Here is a 16991-nt window from a genome sequence, read left to right as displayed (position 1 = left end):
AGATATACCATGGGACAACTGAAGGATCTTACCGGGCAGAAGTTCGGGAAGCTGACCGTCCTCAGGCGGGTGGAAGATAGAAAGCGTGGACGGCCCATGTGGCTTTGCCAATGTGAGTGTGGAAATCAGACTGTAGTTTCTTCCACCAGGCTCCTGCTACCGAACGGGACACGGTCCTGCGGCTGTCTCAGGCACCAACCATCGAATAATCTGGTGGACCTCACAGGCAAGGTTTTTGGGCATCTGACGGTGCTGCGTCGGGACGAATCGGTCACCGGCGGCAAGGCAAAGTGGATTTGCCGGTGCATCTGCGGCAACACTGTTTCTGTTTTCTCCAGCAGCCTCAGAAGTGGGAAAACAAAATCATGCGGCTGCCGCAGCGCACCGCTCAAACACGATCTGACGGGGCAAGAATTTGGATATCTCCTTGTACTCGGCCGGGTCTACAACCCGAAGATCAAAAGCAAAGAGGTGCGCTGGAAATGCCTTTGCCGGAACTGCGGGCGTATCGTTCAGGTGAGCAGCTACTGGCTCAGGATCAGCGACCCTTATGGTCACTGCAAATGCACCCGGTTCCACAAACCTAATCAGGACGAGCAAGATTGACGTTTCTTTTGGTGGGGCAGCCCTTGTAAGGACTGCCCCGCCATTCATCCATGCGGAAACCGTCTGCGGATGACATTATTATCTACTATTTGGGAGGAACAAAAAATGTCGAAGAAAGATGACGCCTTAGAGCAGCTGCGCCAGCGAAAGATTGCGATGCCGGATGTCGCGCCGCCTGTGCATGCTGGTCTTTGGGACCTCCCCGGCTTTGCGGAGGCGAGAGAATATTTTCATCGCAGGGGACTTACAGGCGCCTGGGTAGACACGGTGATTGACCCATCTGACAAATGGGCGTGCTTTGAGCGTCCCGGAAAGTCGTACTATCGGAGCGAATGTCCGGCATTTGAGGGCTTCTGGTTGGATGGCGGTTGCGGCTCAGTCCAGTGTCGAAACGTCCCCTTCCTTTTCCCGGGATTGCATTGGGATAACACCTGCAGTAAAAATCCGGAGCTGTGCCCGTTTTATAAAAAAGAGGAAGAAGCTTGAACAAGATGGCCGCTTGCAAGGGAAAACGTGCGGTTCAAAACATGGCCAGAGCTGTCATTGCTTTTTGACGCCATATCGGCTAAAATAGGACACGCCGCCTTCGTACGCGCGGTTAAATCCAACGACTTCAAGAGGAGTATCAGCATGACAGTGAAAGAGCTGGGCGAGCTTCGCCGCCGTCTTCGTCCCGATAAAAACGCCATCAGCCGTATCTACGGGTGCTATGTAAACAGCAGCAGGGAGATCATCTCGTACCTGGACGAATCTCTGGGCACCATGCCCCAGGACGAGTCAGAGAAGTATCTGAGCCTTCTGAAGAAAGGACTCTCCGGCGGACTGGGCCGCAACCTGATCGACATCGTGTTTTCCACAGCGCAGGTAATGGACAGCGACGAGCATCGCCTGCTGACCGCCCTGCGGGATTCTGAGTTAAGGGATGCGGAAGCCCGGAACAGATTCTATCAGACCGTCATTGACTCCCTGGAGATGGAGGACTGCAACTACCTGATCCTACTGGCCTGCGATGTCTATGATGTGCCGCACCGGAGCAAAGACGACGAGCTTCAGCCAGACGCCTCCGATGAGGTGTTCCGCTACATCCTTTGCAGCATCTGCCCGGTCAAGGACGGGAAACCGGAGCTTGGCTTTTTCTCCGGGGACAATGAGTTCCACAGCTGCATGGCCAGCCAGATCGTCTCACAGCCGGAGCTGGGCTTCCTCTTCCCCGCTTTCGATGACCGGACCGCAAACATCTATAATGCGCTCCTCTATACCAGGACGCCGGACCAGGTACATCACGAGTTCATCGCCGCCGTTTTCCATACGGAACCGCCCCTCTCCGCAGCGGAGCAGCGGGAGGGCTTCCAGGCAGCGCTCAGCGGCGCGCTGGATGACTCCTTCAATATGGAAGTCGTGCAGGCAGTGCATGAGCGGCTCCTCGACAAAATCGAGCAGCATAAGGAGAGCAAAGACCCGGAACCGCTGACAGTTTCCGTCCAGGAGGTTGCCACCATACTGAAGGACTGCGGGGTCGCGGACACCCAGGTCGCTGCCTTTGAGGCACAATGCGGTGCGCAGTTCGGCGACGGCGCTGTTCTGAATCCGGAGAACATCATCGACAGCAAACACTTTGAGGTAAAGACCTCTGACGCCTCTGTCGCTATCGACCCGAAACGCAGTTATATTGTTGAGACGCGGATCATCGACGGGCGGAAGTATCTCCTGATCCCTGCCGATGAGGGCGTAGAGGTCAACGGCATGGCAGTTGGAATTGCCGCCGCTGACCGCCGAGCGTAAGCCTTTCTTCTCGCCAACCAGTTAAAAAGGGAGCCTGCCGCACCATGGTGCGGCAGGCTCCCTCAATTTATTTGGAAAAATGTGCAATGAACTCCCGTGACATTTCCGAAAACTCGTCCGACTTCTGGAGGTAGTTCATGATTGCGTCAACGGGGGCACCGTTCGTCTTGACAGTCGCTGTCATCAAAAAAACTCTGATCCTGGCACCCGGGTACCCGCACCACACGTTAAAGACCAGGTTTCCCTTCTCCTTCATGGACTCGCCAAACTCAATGGTGAATTGGAGCATCTCTTCGCCGTCCAAGCCGATAAAGTGGACAGGCAGTGTAAAGCGAAAACTATCAATCTCTTCCACATTTACTTCCATAAAGTGCATCTGTGTATCTCCTTAGGCTCTATCTTCGATGTTCTCACAATAGGGAAGCAACCGATTATCAACCAGGTCTTCCACCATTTGCTCGAAGCGCACCTGTGTCTCCACGAGTTCGCTGTCCAAGGCGTCTTTTGCCGCATTATCCCCAAATCTGGCACGACGCAGGGCCGCAACGAGCTCGTTGATCCGTACTGTTGCAGGAAGATTGATGGCTTGTCCACAATTCTCCGGCAGTGTAACTGCCGTCAAAACCGTAAAGTGCATATACTTTATGATCTCCCTTCTGATATGTTTTCTTTTCACGCCTTGCCGCATGAGTCCTGCGAGGCGTTAGTTCCTCTGGCAGATAATCTGCGCCATTTCACGCTTTTCGCCCTCACTGAGTTGCTCCGCATAGCCGGACTCGCAGCCGGGTTCCCAGGGGTATTTCCCGTCCGGGTCACAGACCAGAACACGCATCACCCGGGAAAAGCAAGAGTCCGGCACCGCCGGCGTTGTCTCGAAGAAATAGACCGGGAGTGTGAATATGTCGTCCTCCCTGTCGCCAGACCGATAGCACTTGCCCTTTTCTGTAATCTCCAGGCCGAGCAGATTGAGAATCATCTGCGCCTTTTCCTGGGGTACAGGCAGGTTCAGTTCCAGTTCCAGGCTGCCATGCCGATCCAGGCCGTGGGTATGGCTGCTGGGCCGGTCGGCAAGGATATAGTGAATGATCCAATCAGGTTTCACGTTTTTTCCTCCTCTTCCTCCGGCTCATGCCGGGCATTGCGCGCCAGCAGTGTGTCAGCCGGCAGAATCCCCATCAGCAGCAGCCGGATGGCCGTCTGATACCCGACCAGGTAAGCCTGGTCCAATTCCGAGGTCATCCGGCAGTTCAGCCAGTCTTCATACCGGTCAAATTGTCTCTGGCCCTCTCTGTCCAGCATCTGGCGGATCTGCTCCTGCAGCTGAAGGATCTCCCGATCCTCTTTTCTCAGTTCCTCACTTTCGTGGGCCGTGGCCTCCTCATAGGCGTCCCAGCCACCGTCAATGAGTTCCTGAAAAAAAAGGGCGATCTCCGCCCGCTCCGGGGGATGGTTCCCAACGGCCTGCGCCAGCTGGCAGATCGCCTGTTCCAGCGCCAGATGATACTGCTGCATGACGGCCCGCAGAGAACCGCCCGCGTTTAGATCTTTTCGCATTGTAATGCACCTCCTATTCTTTTGCGCTCTGCTGCCTTTGTCTGTATATAAAAACAAGCGCATGGATCCGCTGCGATCCATGCGCTTGGTGCCTTTTCGGCGCGGAATATCAAATTGTGAGCCTGCTTAGGCTGTGATAAAATGAAAAAAACTCCCAAAGGCCATTTGACCTCTGGGAGCTGTGAAACACGGTTACTGTGTCTGCCGGCGGCAAACAACGGATACTGTATGGTTGTATTATAGCGGATTGGTCAGTGGATTGCAAGCATCTCCTTGCCGTCACCCCTATATGGATGCTTTATTCCGGCTCTTCAGCGCCAAACAGATGCACCAGATAGTCCGTCCGGCCATCCAAGACCCGGATCACCTCAATTCCAGTTTCAGTAACCTTGTAGAAGACCAACTGCTTACTGATAACAAGGAACCGAATATCCTCCGGAACGCCGTCGTACCTACTGGATAGTGGAGTCCCCATATATGGATTATCCCCCAAAAGGGACACACCTGCAAGAATTTTCGATTTGAGTCTATTCGCCGCACTACGGTTTTTGAGCACATCAGCTATATAATCTGAAGGCTTGCCGATGTCTGAAATAGCAGCCGGCCTATACTGCAGTTTCACAGTTCAGTCACTCCAAGCAGGCGGTATGCTTCCGCTTCATCAATGAGTTCCCCAGAGTTCTCGCCAGCTTCCAGTTCCTTCATCAACCGTTCCATCGCCCTCGCTTTGATTAGCTCCGCATTCTCCTCGTTTACCTGGAAAGGGAACCCTCCGGCGTTGATGGACTGCTGGATGAAGATATTCAGAGCCTGTGTGAGCGTCAGGCCATTTTTCGCATAGACATCCTCTACCTGTTTTTTTATCTCCGGATTGATACGGAAACGGAACATATCCGTCTTGGGCGCCGATACAATGTTTTCCATGTCCGATCCCTCCCATGTATTCTTCTGCTTTTAGTATAGCCAAGCAGAGTAAATAAGTCAACAGGATGTAGCAACAATGTTGCTACATCCTGTTGTGGCCTGTGGTATTCACCCCTGTTTGGCTGTGGATCCTACCCCGAGCATTCACTGCACAGCCTGGCCAGCGCTGTGTATTGCCGATCCTGCAACTTCCGTGCCGTCAGCCGGTAGGCACGGGCCGCCTCGGACTGCGCTGTGAGCGGGTGTGCCTGATCCTCGCCCTGGAGCAGATCATACGCCGCCTGGAGCGCCTGGGCTGTCTCTTGGAAGATTTTCTCTTTCTCAGGCGCCTCCAGCGCATGGCGGTATCGCTCAAGGCTCGGGTGACGCCCCTTCAGGACCGCATATTCGCAGAGCATCCGCAGGATCTCCCGATCCAGTCCCGGCTGTCCTTCCTCCTCATAGACTTTGGAAAGGCTCTCACAGTGCCAGGCGTGATAAGGTACATCATCGTTGCTGCTCTTCGAGGTCAAGTAAACCTGGCCCCGCCGGATGCTGACCGCTCGAATATACTCTGTACTCATCCCTCAGTCATCTCCTGTTCCAAGAATCTGGCTCCGTCCGCTGTGGGCTGCTCATAGATAAACAGCACGCTGTCGGCAGGCGGCAGTTTTCGCCCTTTCCGGAGGTTGCGAACCACGCCGGCATTACCCCCTTCTCCAAGGAAGGAGTGGTACGCCGCCTGTGCTGTCAGATTGGCCTTGATGAACTTCAAATAGGTATCCGCCGCCACAAAGAGCGCACGGATCTCCGGCCAGTCCAAATCGCAGCCGTCCAGGCAATCTCCCCGGGCTGCGTATTCGGCTTTATCCCCGTTGAACTCCTCTGTGATGTACCTGCGCCCGTCCTTCCGGACAAAAACAACTCTCCTCCGTGTCATGGGGCCTCCTAACCGCATGGCTTTTCTCGCCGCGCGAATGATTTCATCCTCTATCGTATAGGGGAAAGAGTGAACCGGGTCAGACAGGTTCAGCTTGAACGTCTCCCGGTATTGGAACAGTCCATAGGTGATGGTTGCTAGGATTTCGCCGGTCCGGCGGTCAACCTGGCCGGAACAGCAACCATAAGCGCTGGCCAGCCGTTTCCCCGTCTGGAACCTGAAGAACGCATATTTCCTGGGTCTTGGCGCCGGCGCTTCCAGCCGCGGCACTCTGTTTGTTTCAGGCAATTTCAGCCCTCCTCTCCTGATCAATAGGTTGCTTTACACCAGTGGAGCATGGGCGGGATAGCTCCCTGCCCATGCTCCAAACGGTTTTTTATCTCTGCTCCGGCTTCAGCCAGGCAGAAACCTTGTCCTGCAGGAGAGCCGCTGTGGCCGGATCCATCGCTACCTCGACCTCAAAATCCTGTTCTCCCTCCTCTGCCCCACTGTTGTTGGCATAGGTGAAGAACAGGCGGACGCCATGCGTCTTGGTGTTGTAGGCGCAGTAGAGGTTGATGTAGTCATCGTTTTCATCCGTAACCACATGAAGGCCGGGAAAAAACAGATCCACGTTGAACCAGCAAGGGATATAGAAAGTGACGGTATCATCATCTTCCCACTGGGGGTCCTCCAGCTGCAGCTCTGCGTCGGTCAGCGGGCGGAGCATGGTGGTGCTTTTGAACGGCTTCACTGGTTGTCCTCCTTTACAGGCGGCTTTCCGGACTCCAGCCAGGACTGCCAGCAGGTCTGGCAGTCAAACTCCCGGCAGTCAAAGTCCGCTTTTGCCTGCTGAAACGACGGGCACGCCCCGCTGAGCAGCTGCGCCAGGCACTCGCTGTCCATCTCCGGACTTCGGATCAACTGCAGGCCGGGGCACGCTGCCTGCGGAAGGTGCTCCCCGGGGCCAAGCACCAGCTCGATCACGCGCTCCATCGCCTGGATAAATGCCTTGCGGCTGATCGAATTGCGGTATCGGTCCAGCACTTCACTGGTGATCTGGAGGATCGTGTTGGATTTGTTCATCAGACCGCACCCCCATTCATAGTCCCATCAGTATCGGCGGGCTTGAGGGGCTGCATCTCCTCATAGAGCGCCTGCCGGCGATCCTCTGTGATGACGCCCATCTGCCGGGCCAGGTCGATGGCGCCGATATGCGACCAGTACCATGCCAGGCGCGAGGCGCCAGATGCTTTGGGATCTCTGATATTGCGCGCAGCCTCCTGACGCATGGAGGACAACAGGGTTTCAACACTTTTGCCCGAATCAGACCATGGCATGCCGCAGGAGGGGCAATACGAGAACGGTGGCAAATTGGATCTACAAACGGGACATTCCTCGTTGCCCGCGACCTCATAGAGCATCACCGTATCACCGGGCGGTTCATCCAACAGGTCCCAACAGCCATTGCCCCCCAGCGTGGCCTCCGAACAGTTGAGGAACAGGACATACTGGCCATTCCACTGCTGGTAGTCTTCAAAGCGGAGGATATCCTGGATTTCATCCAAAGCCAGTTTTCCGCGCTTCTTTTTTATTACAATGCAGGGGATATCGTTGTGGTCATACTTTCGTTCCACGGTAATTCCACGTTTCATGCTTTCTGAGCCTCCTCTCTGAATGCTTGCTGCTCTCCTCCGGCATCTGTGCAAATTGCCAGCTGCTTCCGTGCTTGGCTGAGTTTCTCAGGATGTGCTGCCAAATACGAAGCGAAATTGAACTCCGTTTTGCTGATCCTGTATGTGAGATTTTCTTTTGCAAGACGGTACTCCGTCCGCGGCTTACTCTCCTTGACATCCCAACGGCTCCCATAGTAGCTGACAACGCCCTCTTTTTTGGTCGGAGTCCATCCATCTTTCATCCGCGAAATCACGAATTCACGCTTAGTCATCACTTTTCCGTCTGCCCGGATCAGAACATCCAGTACGGAGGATACCTTTCCAAACTGCATTGCGGTCATCTGATCCGCCCAGCCCAGGTATTTTGCCCTCGCCGCCTGTTCTGCAGCTTTCCGCTGCGCCTCTTTTTGAGCCGCCTTCTCAGCGCGTTCCGCTGCCAAACGGCGGTGTTTCTCCTCTTGTCGGGCGATATAGTCCAGCCGGTGCTGAGCATATCGGTTTCCTCGCTCTGTATCAATCTGTCGGACAAACTCAATGACCGCAGCACCAATGAATTTTCCTTCTACCACACTCTGATCAAAGGTGGTCAAGAAATGCTCCAGCGTGTCATAGCCAACCCGCTCGATTTCCTCCATCATTTTTTCAGGCGTGTACTGCTCCGGGTGCCTCATGTTGTACTGGTACAGGAGTCCGTCTTTTCCCCCTTCGAAGAAAAGGTAAAGATCCATCTCCTGCTCCCCGTACTTATTTTTTTCCTCTTTACTTTTATAAAGCGGGCCGGCAATATGCTGCGCATCATGCCAGTGGCGGACCACTTTATTCCCATCCACACCATATTCGATCACACGCCGTCGCTCATATGGCGTATCGAGCTGTTCCAGTGTCGGCATCTCTTTGTTCCTCCATACTATTTTTTCATAAGGCCACATGAATTCTGACTGTTCTTTCTGGCATAATTCAGCTCCAGTCAAACACCATCGTGTTCGTATCCCGGTTAGAAAGCGCGCAGTCTCTCTCGTCATCCCCCGCCTCAAAGTCCTTTGACGGAGTATTGTGATAGATCTCCCGTGCCTTCTTCTCAGCCTCCTCATCGCTGTCCGCGTCAAACCACACCGCAATGCGGCGGGTCTGCTCCATGGTGAGGCAATAATTCATGTTCTACCATCCTCCTTATAGCTCGCCATGTAATCTGCGCGCAGCTCCATGAGCATACGTCCCAGATTGTTCCGGCCGCGTCTGCCCCCACAGCGGGAACAGGTGCAGCAGCCCCAATAGTTATCGTGCCAGGTGTTGCCCTCCACCAAGACCGCGCCGCCGGTGGCAAGAAGTTTGGGGATCAAGTCAGGGTTTTCGCTGAATTTGTGGACGAGCAGGTTGTGCATGATGGTCCGTTTCCGCGCATCCCAGTCATCCCGCATCCGGATCTGGCGCCCGCGGCGCTTTGCCTGCTCAGGCGTCATGGCCAGAAACTGCGCCCGATCCCGGTGGTCCGCACACTTTGCTGCTTGAAAAGCCGCCTCCACGGAAGGAAAGGTCATGCCATAGAAGGTCACGCGGCAAGGGTGGAAATTGCTCAGAAAGGCGTAAGGGCCAGTGAAACGGTCTATGACCTCCCTGTGCTGATCAGACACCATCCTCACCGCCTTCTTTTGCCTTCTGCAGCCCCTGCCGCTTGATGTCGGCGTAGCGGCAGCCTGGCCAATTTCCAAGGTCGCACTGCAGGCAGTTGGTCTGCACACAGTGTTCCTCCAGGCAGTCTCTGCAGAGCGAAGCGCCTACATACTCATTATTCGCCCGGAAGAAAGGCCTGCGGTCCTGCACCAGTTGGATCAAGGGGCGGCCACACTTTTCGCAGTTTTGCTCCCGCCATTGGATCGGTTCTGCCTTCTCGTATTCGATGAGCTCCCCGCACCTCGGGCAGAAGCGCCATTGGTCGTCATGCTGGTCGGGGGCCGGCAGGGACCGGCCGCAGGTTGAGCACCAATATCGCTGTACAATATTAGGCGCGTCTTGTGTGATTTTCGGGATCATTTATCTTCCCCTCCTGTTGTCGGCCGCATTAAATAGGCAACAACCTCCCCCATACTCGGGCTGTAGATCGGCTGAGCCTCCGCTTCGCACATCTGGATGGGAATCAACTCCTTCTTGACCTTTTCCAACAACACCTTGTCCGGACAGCGGTCAATAAAATAACCAATCGTCCATAATACTGGGCGCTCCTGCCGGTCAGTTAGTACAATCTGGTGAACCATGGGCCGCGCGCCGATGAAGTTAGCAATGTTCTCCGGACTCCCATGGAATAAAAACTCTGAGTAACCACTGTCATCATATACATGGGCGCAGAGCACATCATCGTCCTCCAACAATGTTGCCAACTGGCGCTCTCTATCCAGAGCAGTGCCCTTGTCATTAGGTCTATCCACATAGGTATTCGTATTCACAGTAAGACACCTCTTTCTTTCAAAAAATCTTATTTCTGCACATTACACGTTGCTTGGGGGATCGTTCATCAGCTCCTTTTCTTATTTTTGCGGCCTCGCCGCCTGGGGTATCTATATAAAAAGGCACATGAGCTTGAATGCTCATGTGCCTTGTAACATGCTGTTTCAGATGGAATTATGATAGAAAATCTGATGAAAGCATAAAAGTTCCCAAAGGCCGGCACGACCTCTGGGAACTTTGAAACACAGAAACTGTATTTGCCTCAGGCAAACTGCTGATACTGTATGCTCGTATTATATCTGATTGGATTGGGAATTGCAAGCAGTTCATGCAGCCAGGGGCTGGCCGGACAGGGGCGCAGCGCCAAAAGACGTTACTGCTAAGGACACCCTCAGGACTACTTCTACGCAAGCCCCCTATTCCCTCTCGTGGGTGCGTTATGAACTGCTCAACAGCAATCGTCAAACTGTCTGCAAAACAGATGTCGCCCTAATTGCCGAATTCTTATAACCATGCTATCATATGGACTGACAGGGCACAAACGGTGCGCAGTCCGGCTCTGGCTATCTTCCACGCAGCCATCTGCGACGTGGCAGCCCATACACTGATAGAAACGAGGAATAATTGTGAAGACTGATCTGGGACACAGTACCGGCGCCGGAAAACGGGAAGCCTTGTTGGACGGTTTCAAACATATGACGATTTCTGGGTATGAGCCAGTGATCCTCACCAGCCAGGACGTAGTGGCGGAACTTGACTCGCTTCAAAAACAACCCGGTCCGCAGGATAGCTCCAAAGATGGCTGAAAGCACTCGGTATAGAAGATATCGCAATCCCGGCCATACTGTCCGTCTTTCCTGTGGTGGAACTGGCAGCACAGCGATCCAAGAAAAGTAATTTCTATCGGTTTAGGAACCCATACACAGCAACCTCGGAGTCTCACTTGACGCTGTATTTGACCCGGTTTCCATACTTTGTCCTGTGCAGGAGGCCCATTCCCTCGAATTTCAGGACAAAACTGCGGATGGTAGCATAGGCGGCGCTGCCGAAATCCCGCTCCAGCTGCTTTGTAGAGAACTCCCCTCCGCCATAGGCGGACAGTACGAACTGCCACAAGTCCTTTTCCTTCTCCGTCACACTGCCCGAGGCCAGAGCCGCCTGAAAATGCTCCGTTGTCGAGGCCGCCGGGAGCGCATTGCTCAGTTTGTGGTAGACATTTTCGATGAAATACACCAGGAAGGGCGTCACATCCAGGACGCCGCTGATCCGGGCATTCTGTTCGATGAGCGTGTATGCGTCATAGTATCCCTTCCGGCTCCGCTCGATGAATCCGGACAGCGGAACAAACAGAGCGGAGGAATATCCGCGCTGCACCAGATACCACAGGTGCAGCAGCCGCGCCATTCTTCCGTTCCCATCAAAGTAGGGATGCAGGTAGGCCAGATCGAAGTGGAGCAGCGCAGCCTTCAGCAGGTCATTCATATCGCCGTCCATATTGGCAAATTCAATCAGAGCGCCCATGTACTCCGGGAGTTTCTTCCAACTCAGGCCCGTGTGCTCCACCTTGTCTCCCACCACATAGACGCTGTCGTTCCGGTAGAGATTGCCCGGCAGCAGGCGGTCTTCCTCCGGGAGAAGGACCCCAATGGTCATCTCGTACAGCTGGTGAAGGTTCTCTTCACTGATTTGATGGGCCGGATCCACGATAAATTCCAGGCCCTTCTTCATGGCGTAAATCCGTTTTTCTGACTCATTCGCAGGTGCATAACCGGAGAGTATCTTCCGGACGCTGTCACGGGACGTGTCGATCTGCTCAATAGAAAGCGTCGAGACGATCTCCTCCTCCATCGCCTTGATGCCATAGGGCTGGCTGCTGTCCTGCGGTGTAAGCAGCACCCGGGCCGCAGAGAGCCGCACCTGCGCGACACTCTCCAGATAGACCATCTGCCCGCCGTCGAAATCCTTTAGGGGCAGCGCATGATAAAAGCTGCCTTTCAGTAGGCTGACAAACTCTGCGAGATCTGCCTGCGGGTATTTGTATTTCAGTTTCTTCAAGTCCGTCACGCTCTTATCCGAAAGCATCTTTGTAAACAGCCCGGCATCCATCCCATATCGCCTCCGATATTTTGTAGTATCAATTAGTATCAGTATAACAAATGATGCCCCAATCTGCAAGGATAAAATCATCCCCGTATTGCCATTCCACACTCTCTGCGGTATAATAAATATGTTCAGTATCAGAAATTGCCTGAGGCAATCAAAGTAAGCCGTGTTTCACAGCGTCTGAAGGCCGTGTTGGCCTTTGGGCGCTTTTTTCTGTTTCTGGGCAAAAAACATGATGAGCGCGCCACAAAGCATCTGAGGAAATCTCTGCAGGTGCTTTTTTATATAGATCCTGGCCACGGCCGGGGCCCCCTGTTCTGCGGTGCGCTCCGGAGCGTGCCGATCACATAGATATCTCAAACGAAAAGGAGTGATTGACTTGGGTATCAGCAACTGCTGCGTGTTCGGAAAATATGAGGGCCTCTATTTCATCGACTACGATGACATCCATGTATTCCGCCATAAGGACTGCGACCCGGACGGCTCCGCCGAGGCCAGGTTCCTGCGCGATCTGGACTACGGGGAGCTGACGGGCGGCGACTGGATCTTCGATGACCTGGCCACGCAGTTTGTACAGCAGGAGGTCCTGGACTCCTTCACCAGCGACTTCCTGCGGATGTTCCCCAATTTCAGCAAGACCTGTCCGGACCTGTGGAACTCCCGGAGCCAGAAGGCCATCCTGGAGAGTCCTCTCTTTTACCTCTGTCTGGAGGACAACAACTGGTCGCTTGCTGTGGAGCTGATCCAAAAAGAGCCGCCGCAGGGCCGGTCCTACGCGGCCCTCCAGGCCAGGTGCTACCAGCGGTACTTGACAGGAATCGCGCGGTGCCTGCTGAACCATCTGCCCAGCGTAGGGCTCTATACGGGTCCCTGGACTTACGGGTGCCTCAGGCGCGAAGAACTGAGCGCATGACGCCGTCAGGACAAGCACGCCAAACCATCGGACATCTGATTGAGGAGGTTCCATATGAAAAATGATAATTCGCCGGCCGCTGTGTATGAGCGGTTCAAATTGGAGTGGATGCTCGCGCACGGGTACACGCTCCAGCACCTTGTGGCAGAACTGGAAAAGCTCCGGGAGGAGTCACCAGACATGTCTCTGCCCGACATCTTTGCCGACTGGGAGTTTGGCTATGGGTTCGGCTCCGAGATCTGGCCCTGCTTTGAAGAATTTCTGGATTGCGAATACAAGGAAAGGATGGCTTGCAGTCATGATGGACAGTGAACCCAAGCGGCTGTGCGGCCGCTATCTGGCCGAGAACAAAGACGACTTCCTGAATGCCTATCACATCGTCGTGGATGTGAAGGAAACCGACAAATCCTACATCATGCAGCTGGTCGAGTTCAACAGCCGGTACAGCGCCAGCCATATCTCCCTTCTGTTTTCCAAGTCCAAACGGGTGGTACTCAGTAAGAAAAAGGGAGGTTTCGCCATCAGGAGCTGGAGCGATGATAGCTTTACGTTTTACCCCTTTCAGGCTGGGACTCCCTATTACTTTGAGAAACTCCCCGGCACTGGCGGTAAGGAGGAACATGCTGTCCAGGAAGTCAAACCCATCCAGGATGACTGCCTTGAATGCGAGTCCAAGGACTGCGCCTATAACCGGGACGGCATCTGCCGCTTTTCCAAAGTCTTTGACCGGGGCCCCTCTATCACCGAGGAGGACGGCTGCACGGAATTTGTCATCCGCCACACATACTGAACACAGAGTAGCCATTAGAGGAGGAATCATAAATGCAGTTTGCAGAAATCAGACACGATTACATCTGGGGTGAGGCGGTCGAAAACGGACTCAACCATCGGGCCGGCGATCCCCTGCTTGCCGCGGTTTCCATTGACGCATGGGAGACGGGCAACGATGACGAGGAGGGCCGCGTGGTGGCCAATGTCCTGTTGTCCCGGCACGGCGACATCATCGTGGACTTCCACGACAACGGCGTGCGGATGGACCAGCAGGTGCTGGAGCACATCGCAGAAGCCAAGACAGATCTGCGGCGGATCTGGGAAGAATACACCGCTGCGCAGCGTCAAGCTGCCGTTCATGTCAAAAGCCTGGGCTGCACCGCTGAGCTGGAGATCCCCCGCGATGCGATGGAGCAGATCAACGGCTACCTGCACGCCGCATCTGAGGATGCGTACCAGAGCGAGGATCATACCATCTCCTACACCGTCCAGTTCCCTGACGGGAAGCAGATGGATATAAAGTGCTGCGGGTGCCAGGATGAACCGTCCTGGACAGAAGCAGTCCTGTTCGATGAGGATGGCAGCCAGCTGTGCTGCACGGAGCCGGGCGACAGCTTTGACGGCCCCTGGGAACTGCAGTACGCAGGAATCCGCTACACTGTGACCATCAAAACCGAACACGCCTGACAATCAGGCAGCGGGCGCCTTCCCAAACTTGGGAGGACCCCCGCTTTTCTCTGTTCAGGTGCAGGACGCTCAGGAACTGCATATACTTCGTTATTCTGGCGGTGAATCCGCAGGGACAACTTATTGAACCGGGGAAATCACCACTGCTCATCAAGCAGGAAGTCTGCCAGATGGACGATTCGAATGCCATTCTCGTTGCCTACATCCAAGCTGTTTGTGGTGACCACGTATTTGGGGTAGTGATCCTGGATCTCCATGAGATTGCCAATCTCTCGGTCAGAGTTCTCCGGAAGCTGGACGCAGACCTGGACGTAGATCTTCTCATCCCGCCGGATACCGATGAAGTCGATTTCTTTGGCGGCGTTCTTCCCAATATAGACCTCGTAGCCCCGGCGCTTCAGCTCCAGGAACACGATGTTCTCCAAGGCCCCGTCCAGCATCTTCCGGTCGTAGCCCAGGAGACAGTATTTCAGTGTGACGTCGGCCAGATAATACTTCTCCTGGGTGGCCAGGACAGCCTTCCCCTGGATGTCATAGCGGTGGCAGGGGTAGATGATAAACGCCTGCTCCAACCAGCGCAGGTAGTTGTAGATGGACTCCACAGAGACCGTGCGGTGCTCATTGCGCAGGAACTTGGTGATGGAGCTGGCCGAGAAGGTTTTGCCCATGTTTTCCATCAAATACTTCACTACCCGGTCGAACAGATCCTGCTTGTTGATCCGGTGCCGTTTGACAATATCCCGGGAGACAACTGTGTGATAGATGCCGTTGACGATCTGGTAGGCGCTCTGGGTATCATATCTACCAAGAGCGATGATGGGAAACCCACCGAAGCGGATAAAATCCTCCAGCAGTTCTTTCGGCGGCCGGGGATCGCCTGCCTTAAAGTCCAGGAACTCCCGGAAGGACAACGGGTAGACCGGAATGGAAACATAGCGTCCAGTGAGGTAGGTGGAGATCTCACTGGACATCAGTTTGGAGTTGGAGCCGGTGACGTAGATATCCACGTCAGCCCCCTCCAGCAGACTGTTGACCGTCTTCTCCCAGCCCTTGACCTCCTGGATCTCATCTAACAGCAGATAGCAGCGGCCCTTCCCCTGTATCTGCAGTTTCAGATCATCGTACATGTCCTTGGCGGAAATATCCGCCGGAATATCCATTTCTGTATAGCGCTTCTTGATGATTCGGTCCTCCGGCACCCCACGACGCCGCAGTTCGTCAGCCAGCATCTCAAAGATGGTGGACTTCCCGCAGCGTCGCACCCCAGCCAGGATCTTCACCAGCGGCTGGTCGATGAACGGGGCAATCGCCTCAATATAGGAAGGTCTTAAAATCATTACGCCACCCCCTTTGCTATAGTATACCAAACTGGGCCTCGAATAACAACACTTTTTCGTGTGTAACACGAAAAAGTTTCTACATCACTGAGATTTTTCTCGGCAGACTAATCCCTATGTGCAGGAGGCGTACCGCGACCCTCCATTTTAGCACTGACTTCTGGTAGGAGTAGTCTTGCCATATGTTTGTATCGCCGCTATAATTCAAGGTGGGAGAATTGCGCAAAAATCCGCTCCAATGTCCCCTGTTCTATGGAGGCAAGGCAATGATAAAAGACGGACAATTCTATATCGACTTCCCGGAGCCTTATAAACGGCGGGAATTGAATGCCAAGTACCGGGAGATCCCACTGAAGGATACGACTTCACGACAGCTGAGGAAGTACTTCAATGCGATGGCTAACCTCTATGGGATCATTCCCCTTCGGAAGGCATACGAGATCATCTCCTCTCAAAGCCCGAAGCTGGTGACGCGGGACGAGTTCCTTGCCTTTGCTGAAATTGCCCGGCATGAGTGTGAGGACTACTATATCCTGGGCCTTGATGAACTCTATGTGGATGGGAAACTCAAAGATGTCCTGGACCGAGAGATCATAGATGTCTCGCTCATTGGAGATGGGTTGGACCGATACCATGCGCTCCTGAGAAGTCAGCGGGGAAAGCCCTACTATGTTCCATCGAAGGCAGAGCTGCTGGCCTACGATGATGCCTTCTACTGTGAGCCGACAGAGGAAACAAATCAGATGCGGGAGTTCATAGAGACTCGGCTGCAGCTGCCAGAGTGGAAAAAGGCTGATGTCTTTGATGAGCTCGTCTTCGGTATCCGCTGCGCTGATGCCGATTTCCCGCAGGTCCAGGAACGGCTCACGGCGATGGGTGTCCACTTTCCTCGTCGGAAGGACTTCCAAACCTTCATCGAACGATATCAGGCTTTCCACAATACCACCAGGATGCAGAGCAACCGTGGCTATACCCCCAATGAGCTTTTTGACCTCTTGCCTCGTGAAGAACAGATGCCCCAGACGCTGTCGTTCGGCCCGAATATCAGGAAGGCGCTTGCGGAAGGAAATATGAATGCAGAGGAGCTGCGGCGAGGGATCATGGAGGCTGACCTACCCAGCGAACAGCTGCGGCTGAGCCTCCTGAAGGAACTGGCCGAGGCAGCCCCTGCAAAGCCGGTGGGAGAGAAGAAACCGAAAATCGGCAGGAATGATCCGTGCCCTTGCGGGAGCGGCAAAAAATATAAGAAGTGCTGCGGCAGGTAGCGAATAGGTTTTTGCCAAGGCCGGAGTGGTTTT

27 protein-coding genes are annotated in these 16991 nt (G+C 54.3%); 9 read left to right on the top strand and 18 right to left on the bottom strand.

Annotated elements, in window-relative coordinates; translation table 11 throughout:
• Positions 1-9 precede the first annotated feature (9 nt).
• From B5F19_RS16975 to B5F19_RS00735, 3 genes are all read left to right on the top strand, one after another.
• Positions 10-606 (top strand): hypothetical protein, encoded by a 597-nt coding sequence (locus B5F19_RS16975; protein WP_140394127.1) that lies wholly within the window; start codon positions 10-12, stop codon positions 604-606.
• Positions 607-711: 105 nt separating this feature from the next.
• The gene (locus tag B5F19_RS00740; protein WP_087286562.1) at positions 712-1092 is read left to right on the top strand and encodes a hypothetical protein; all 381 of its coding nucleotides are present in this window, start codon (positions 712-714) and stop codon (positions 1090-1092) included.
• Between the two features lie 144 nt (positions 1093-1236).
• The gene (locus tag B5F19_RS00735) at positions 1237-2388 is read left to right on the top strand and encodes a DUF4317 domain-containing protein (protein ID WP_087286559.1); all 1152 of its coding nucleotides are present in this window, start codon (positions 1237-1239) and stop codon (positions 2386-2388) included.
• Positions 2389-2455: 67 nt separating this feature from the next.
• On the opposite strand, the gene B5F19_RS00730 is transcribed toward B5F19_RS00735, so the two are convergent.
• The 16 genes from B5F19_RS00730 to B5F19_RS00655 form a co-directional block, all read right to left on the bottom strand.
• Positions 2456-2764, bottom strand: a complete 309-nt coding sequence (locus B5F19_RS00730; protein ID WP_087286556.1) for a hypothetical protein — start codon at positions 2762-2764, stop codon at positions 2456-2458.
• 12 nt (positions 2765-2776) lie between these two features.
• Positions 2777-3025, bottom strand: a complete 249-nt coding sequence (locus B5F19_RS00725) for a hypothetical protein (RefSeq protein WP_140394126.1) — start codon at positions 3023-3025, stop codon at positions 2777-2779.
• A gap of 66 nt (positions 3026-3091) precedes the next feature.
• Positions 3092-3490: a DUF4262 domain-containing protein gene (locus B5F19_RS00720; RefSeq protein WP_087286550.1), complete on the bottom strand. Its 399-nt coding sequence runs from the start codon at positions 3488-3490 to the stop codon at positions 3092-3094.
• Positions 3487-3942, bottom strand: a complete 456-nt coding sequence (locus B5F19_RS00715) for a hypothetical protein (protein WP_087286547.1) — start codon at positions 3940-3942, stop codon at positions 3487-3489. Before B5F19_RS00715 ends, B5F19_RS00720 begins: the two co-directional genes overlap by 4 nt.
• Before the next feature lie 298 nt (positions 3943-4240).
• Entirely contained in the window at positions 4241-4564 is a 324-nt protein-coding gene (locus tag B5F19_RS00710) for a type II toxin-antitoxin system RelE/ParE family toxin (protein ID WP_087286544.1), read from the bottom strand.
• The gene (locus B5F19_RS00705; protein ID WP_087286541.1) at positions 4561-4866 is read right to left on the bottom strand and encodes a type II toxin-antitoxin system RelB/DinJ family antitoxin; all 306 of its coding nucleotides are present in this window, start codon (positions 4864-4866) and stop codon (positions 4561-4563) included. The genes B5F19_RS00710 and B5F19_RS00705 overlap by 4 nt, the downstream gene beginning before the upstream one ends.
• A gap of 131 nt (positions 4867-4997) precedes the next feature.
• The gene (locus B5F19_RS00700) at positions 4998-5429 is read right to left on the bottom strand and encodes a hypothetical protein (RefSeq protein ID WP_087286538.1); all 432 of its coding nucleotides are present in this window, start codon (positions 5427-5429) and stop codon (positions 4998-5000) included.
• Positions 5426-5785 carry a hypothetical protein gene (locus B5F19_RS16970; RefSeq protein ID WP_140394125.1) on the bottom strand — a complete coding sequence of 120 codons (360 nt, stop codon included), beginning with the start codon at positions 5783-5785 and terminating at the stop codon, positions 5426-5428. The genes B5F19_RS00700 and B5F19_RS16970 overlap by 4 nt, the downstream gene beginning before the upstream one ends.
• Positions 5786-6161: 376 nt before the next feature.
• Complete coding sequence (locus tag B5F19_RS00690; RefSeq protein ID WP_087286532.1) at positions 6162-6518, bottom strand: hypothetical protein; 357 nt, start codon at positions 6516-6518, stop codon at positions 6162-6164.
• Positions 6515-6850, bottom strand: a complete 336-nt coding sequence (locus B5F19_RS00685; protein WP_087286529.1) for a hypothetical protein — start codon at positions 6848-6850, stop codon at positions 6515-6517. Before B5F19_RS00685 ends, B5F19_RS00690 begins: the two co-directional genes overlap by 4 nt.
• Positions 6850-7419 carry a hypothetical protein gene (locus B5F19_RS00680; RefSeq protein WP_087286526.1) on the bottom strand — a complete coding sequence of 190 codons (570 nt, stop codon included), beginning with the start codon at positions 7417-7419 and terminating at the stop codon, positions 6850-6852. The genes B5F19_RS00685 and B5F19_RS00680 overlap by 1 nt, the downstream gene beginning before the upstream one ends.
• Positions 7416-8330, bottom strand: a complete 915-nt coding sequence (locus B5F19_RS00675) for a hypothetical protein (protein ID WP_087286523.1) — start codon at positions 8328-8330, stop codon at positions 7416-7418. The genes B5F19_RS00680 and B5F19_RS00675 overlap by 4 nt, the downstream gene beginning before the upstream one ends.
• Positions 8331-8397: 67 nt before the next feature.
• On the bottom strand, positions 8398-8595 hold the full coding sequence (locus tag B5F19_RS00670; RefSeq protein ID WP_087286520.1) for a hypothetical protein: 198 nt from the start codon (positions 8593-8595) through the stop codon (positions 8398-8400).
• Entirely contained in the window at positions 8592-9074 is a 483-nt protein-coding gene (locus tag B5F19_RS00665) for an NADAR family protein (RefSeq protein WP_087286517.1), read from the bottom strand. The genes B5F19_RS00670 and B5F19_RS00665 overlap by 4 nt, the downstream gene beginning before the upstream one ends.
• Positions 9064-9471 carry a hypothetical protein gene (locus tag B5F19_RS00660; protein WP_087286514.1) on the bottom strand — a complete coding sequence of 136 codons (408 nt, stop codon included), beginning with the start codon at positions 9469-9471 and terminating at the stop codon, positions 9064-9066. Before B5F19_RS00660 ends, B5F19_RS00665 begins: the two co-directional genes overlap by 11 nt.
• Positions 9468-9881 carry a hypothetical protein gene (locus B5F19_RS00655; protein WP_087286511.1) on the bottom strand — a complete coding sequence of 138 codons (414 nt, stop codon included), beginning with the start codon at positions 9879-9881 and terminating at the stop codon, positions 9468-9470. Before B5F19_RS00655 ends, B5F19_RS00660 begins: the two co-directional genes overlap by 4 nt.
• 627 nt (positions 9882-10508) lie before the next feature.
• On the opposite strand from B5F19_RS00655, the gene B5F19_RS00650 reads away from it, so the two are divergent.
• A complete protein-coding gene (locus B5F19_RS00650) occupies positions 10509-10688 on the top strand; it encodes a hypothetical protein (protein WP_087286509.1) in 180 nt (59 codons plus the stop codon).
• Between the two features lie 133 nt (positions 10689-10821).
• Here B5F19_RS00650 and B5F19_RS00645 read toward each other — a convergent pair whose 3' ends face one another.
• Positions 10822-11946 (bottom strand): Fic family protein, encoded by a 1125-nt coding sequence (locus B5F19_RS00645; protein ID WP_242972651.1) that lies wholly within the window; start codon positions 11944-11946, stop codon positions 10822-10824.
• 418 nt (positions 11947-12364) lie between these two features.
• Between B5F19_RS00645 and B5F19_RS00640 the strand changes: the two genes are divergently transcribed.
• From B5F19_RS00640 to B5F19_RS00625, 4 genes are read left to right on the top strand one after another with little or no spacing between them, the layout of a single operon-like run.
• Positions 12365-12898, top strand: coding sequence for a hypothetical protein (locus tag B5F19_RS00640; RefSeq protein ID WP_087286503.1), 534 nt, complete (start codon positions 12365-12367; stop codon positions 12896-12898).
• A 54-nt stretch (positions 12899-12952) separates the two neighbouring features.
• The gene (locus B5F19_RS00635) at positions 12953-13210 is read left to right on the top strand and encodes a hypothetical protein (RefSeq protein ID WP_087286500.1); all 258 of its coding nucleotides are present in this window, start codon (positions 12953-12955) and stop codon (positions 13208-13210) included.
• Positions 13197-13688, top strand: coding sequence for a hypothetical protein (locus B5F19_RS00630; RefSeq protein ID WP_087286498.1), 492 nt, complete (start codon positions 13197-13199; stop codon positions 13686-13688). Before B5F19_RS00635 ends, B5F19_RS00630 begins: the two co-directional genes overlap by 14 nt.
• A 32-nt stretch (positions 13689-13720) precedes the next feature.
• Positions 13721-14356 carry a hypothetical protein gene (locus B5F19_RS00625; protein ID WP_087286494.1) on the top strand — a complete coding sequence of 212 codons (636 nt, stop codon included), beginning with the start codon at positions 13721-13723 and terminating at the stop codon, positions 14354-14356.
• A gap of 137 nt (positions 14357-14493) precedes the next feature.
• Here B5F19_RS00625 and B5F19_RS00620 read toward each other — a convergent pair whose 3' ends face one another.
• Complete coding sequence (locus tag B5F19_RS00620; protein WP_087286491.1) at positions 14494-15693, bottom strand: ATP-binding protein; 1200 nt, start codon at positions 15691-15693, stop codon at positions 14494-14496.
• A 266-nt stretch (positions 15694-15959) separates the two neighbouring features.
• Between B5F19_RS00620 and B5F19_RS18225 the strand changes: the two genes are divergently transcribed.
• Entirely contained in the window at positions 15960-16958 is a 999-nt protein-coding gene (locus tag B5F19_RS18225) for an SEC-C metal-binding domain-containing protein (RefSeq protein WP_275532762.1), read from the top strand.
• The last annotated feature ends 33 nt before the right edge of the window (positions 16959-16991 follow it).

The organism is Pseudoflavonifractor sp. An184 (genome assembly GCF_002160305.1).
Lineage (GTDB): Bacteria > Bacillota > Clostridia > Oscillospirales > Oscillospiraceae > Lawsonibacter > Lawsonibacter pullicola.
The sequence above is the reverse complement of the archived record's forward strand: the minus strand, read 5'-3'. Positions and strand labels throughout refer to the sequence as shown.

What these genes read in the sequence shown, in the direction of transcription:
- B5F19_RS00730 (WP_087286556.1), bottom strand. Translation starts at nt 2,764, where the DNA reads ATGCACTTTATGGAAGTAAATGTGGAAGAGATTGATAGTTTTCGCTTT.
- B5F19_RS16970 (WP_140394125.1), bottom strand. Translation starts at nt 5,785, where the DNA reads ATGACACGGAGGAGAGTTGTTTTTGTCCGGAAGGACGGGCGCAGGTAC.
- B5F19_RS00680 (WP_087286526.1), bottom strand. Translation starts at nt 7,419, where the DNA reads ATGAAACGTGGAATTACCGTGGAACGAAAGTATGACCACAACGATATC.
- B5F19_RS00705 (WP_087286541.1), bottom strand. Translation starts at nt 4,866, where the DNA reads ATGGAAAACATTGTATCGGCGCCCAAGACGGATATGTTCCGTTTCCGT.
- B5F19_RS00660 (WP_087286514.1), bottom strand. Translation starts at nt 9,471, where the DNA reads ATGATCCCGAAAATCACACAAGACGCGCCTAATATTGTACAGCGATAT.
- B5F19_RS00670 (WP_087286520.1), bottom strand. Translation starts at nt 8,595, where the DNA reads ATGAATTATTGCCTCACCATGGAGCAGACCCGCCGCATTGCGGTGTGG.
- B5F19_RS00635 (WP_087286500.1), top strand. Translation starts at nt 12,953, where the DNA reads ATGAAAAATGATAATTCGCCGGCCGCTGTGTATGAGCGGTTCAAATTG.
- B5F19_RS00735 (WP_087286559.1), top strand. Translation starts at nt 1,237, where the DNA reads ATGACAGTGAAAGAGCTGGGCGAGCTTCGCCGCCGTCTTCGTCCCGAT.
- B5F19_RS18225 (WP_275532762.1), top strand. Translation starts at nt 15,960, where the DNA reads ATGATAAAAGACGGACAATTCTATATCGACTTCCCGGAGCCTTATAAA.
- B5F19_RS00630 (WP_087286498.1), top strand. Translation starts at nt 13,197, where the DNA reads ATGATGGACAGTGAACCCAAGCGGCTGTGCGGCCGCTATCTGGCCGAG.
- B5F19_RS00715 (WP_087286547.1), bottom strand. Translation starts at nt 3,942, where the DNA reads ATGCGAAAAGATCTAAACGCGGGCGGTTCTCTGCGGGCCGTCATGCAG.
- B5F19_RS00725 (WP_140394126.1), bottom strand. Translation starts at nt 3,025, where the DNA reads ATGCACTTTACGGTTTTGACGGCAGTTACACTGCCGGAGAATTGTGGA.
- B5F19_RS00675 (WP_087286523.1), bottom strand. Translation starts at nt 8,330, where the DNA reads ATGCCGACACTGGAACAGCTCGATACGCCATATGAGCGACGGCGTGTG.
- B5F19_RS00665 (WP_087286517.1), bottom strand. Translation starts at nt 9,074, where the DNA reads ATGGTGTCTGATCAGCACAGGGAGGTCATAGACCGTTTCACTGGCCCT.
- B5F19_RS00740 (WP_087286562.1), top strand. Translation starts at nt 712, where the DNA reads ATGTCGAAGAAAGATGACGCCTTAGAGCAGCTGCGCCAGCGAAAGATT.
- B5F19_RS00620 (WP_087286491.1), bottom strand. Translation starts at nt 15,693, where the DNA reads ATGATTTTAAGACCTTCCTATATTGAGGCGATTGCCCCGTTCATCGAC.
- B5F19_RS00700 (WP_087286538.1), bottom strand. Translation starts at nt 5,429, where the DNA reads ATGAGTACAGAGTATATTCGAGCGGTCAGCATCCGGCGGGGCCAGGTT.
- B5F19_RS16975 (WP_140394127.1), top strand. Translation starts at nt 10, where the DNA reads ATGGGACAACTGAAGGATCTTACCGGGCAGAAGTTCGGGAAGCTGACC.
- B5F19_RS00685 (WP_087286529.1), bottom strand. Translation starts at nt 6,850, where the DNA reads ATGAACAAATCCAACACGATCCTCCAGATCACCAGTGAAGTGCTGGAC.
- B5F19_RS00625 (WP_087286494.1), top strand. Translation starts at nt 13,721, where the DNA reads ATGCAGTTTGCAGAAATCAGACACGATTACATCTGGGGTGAGGCGGTC.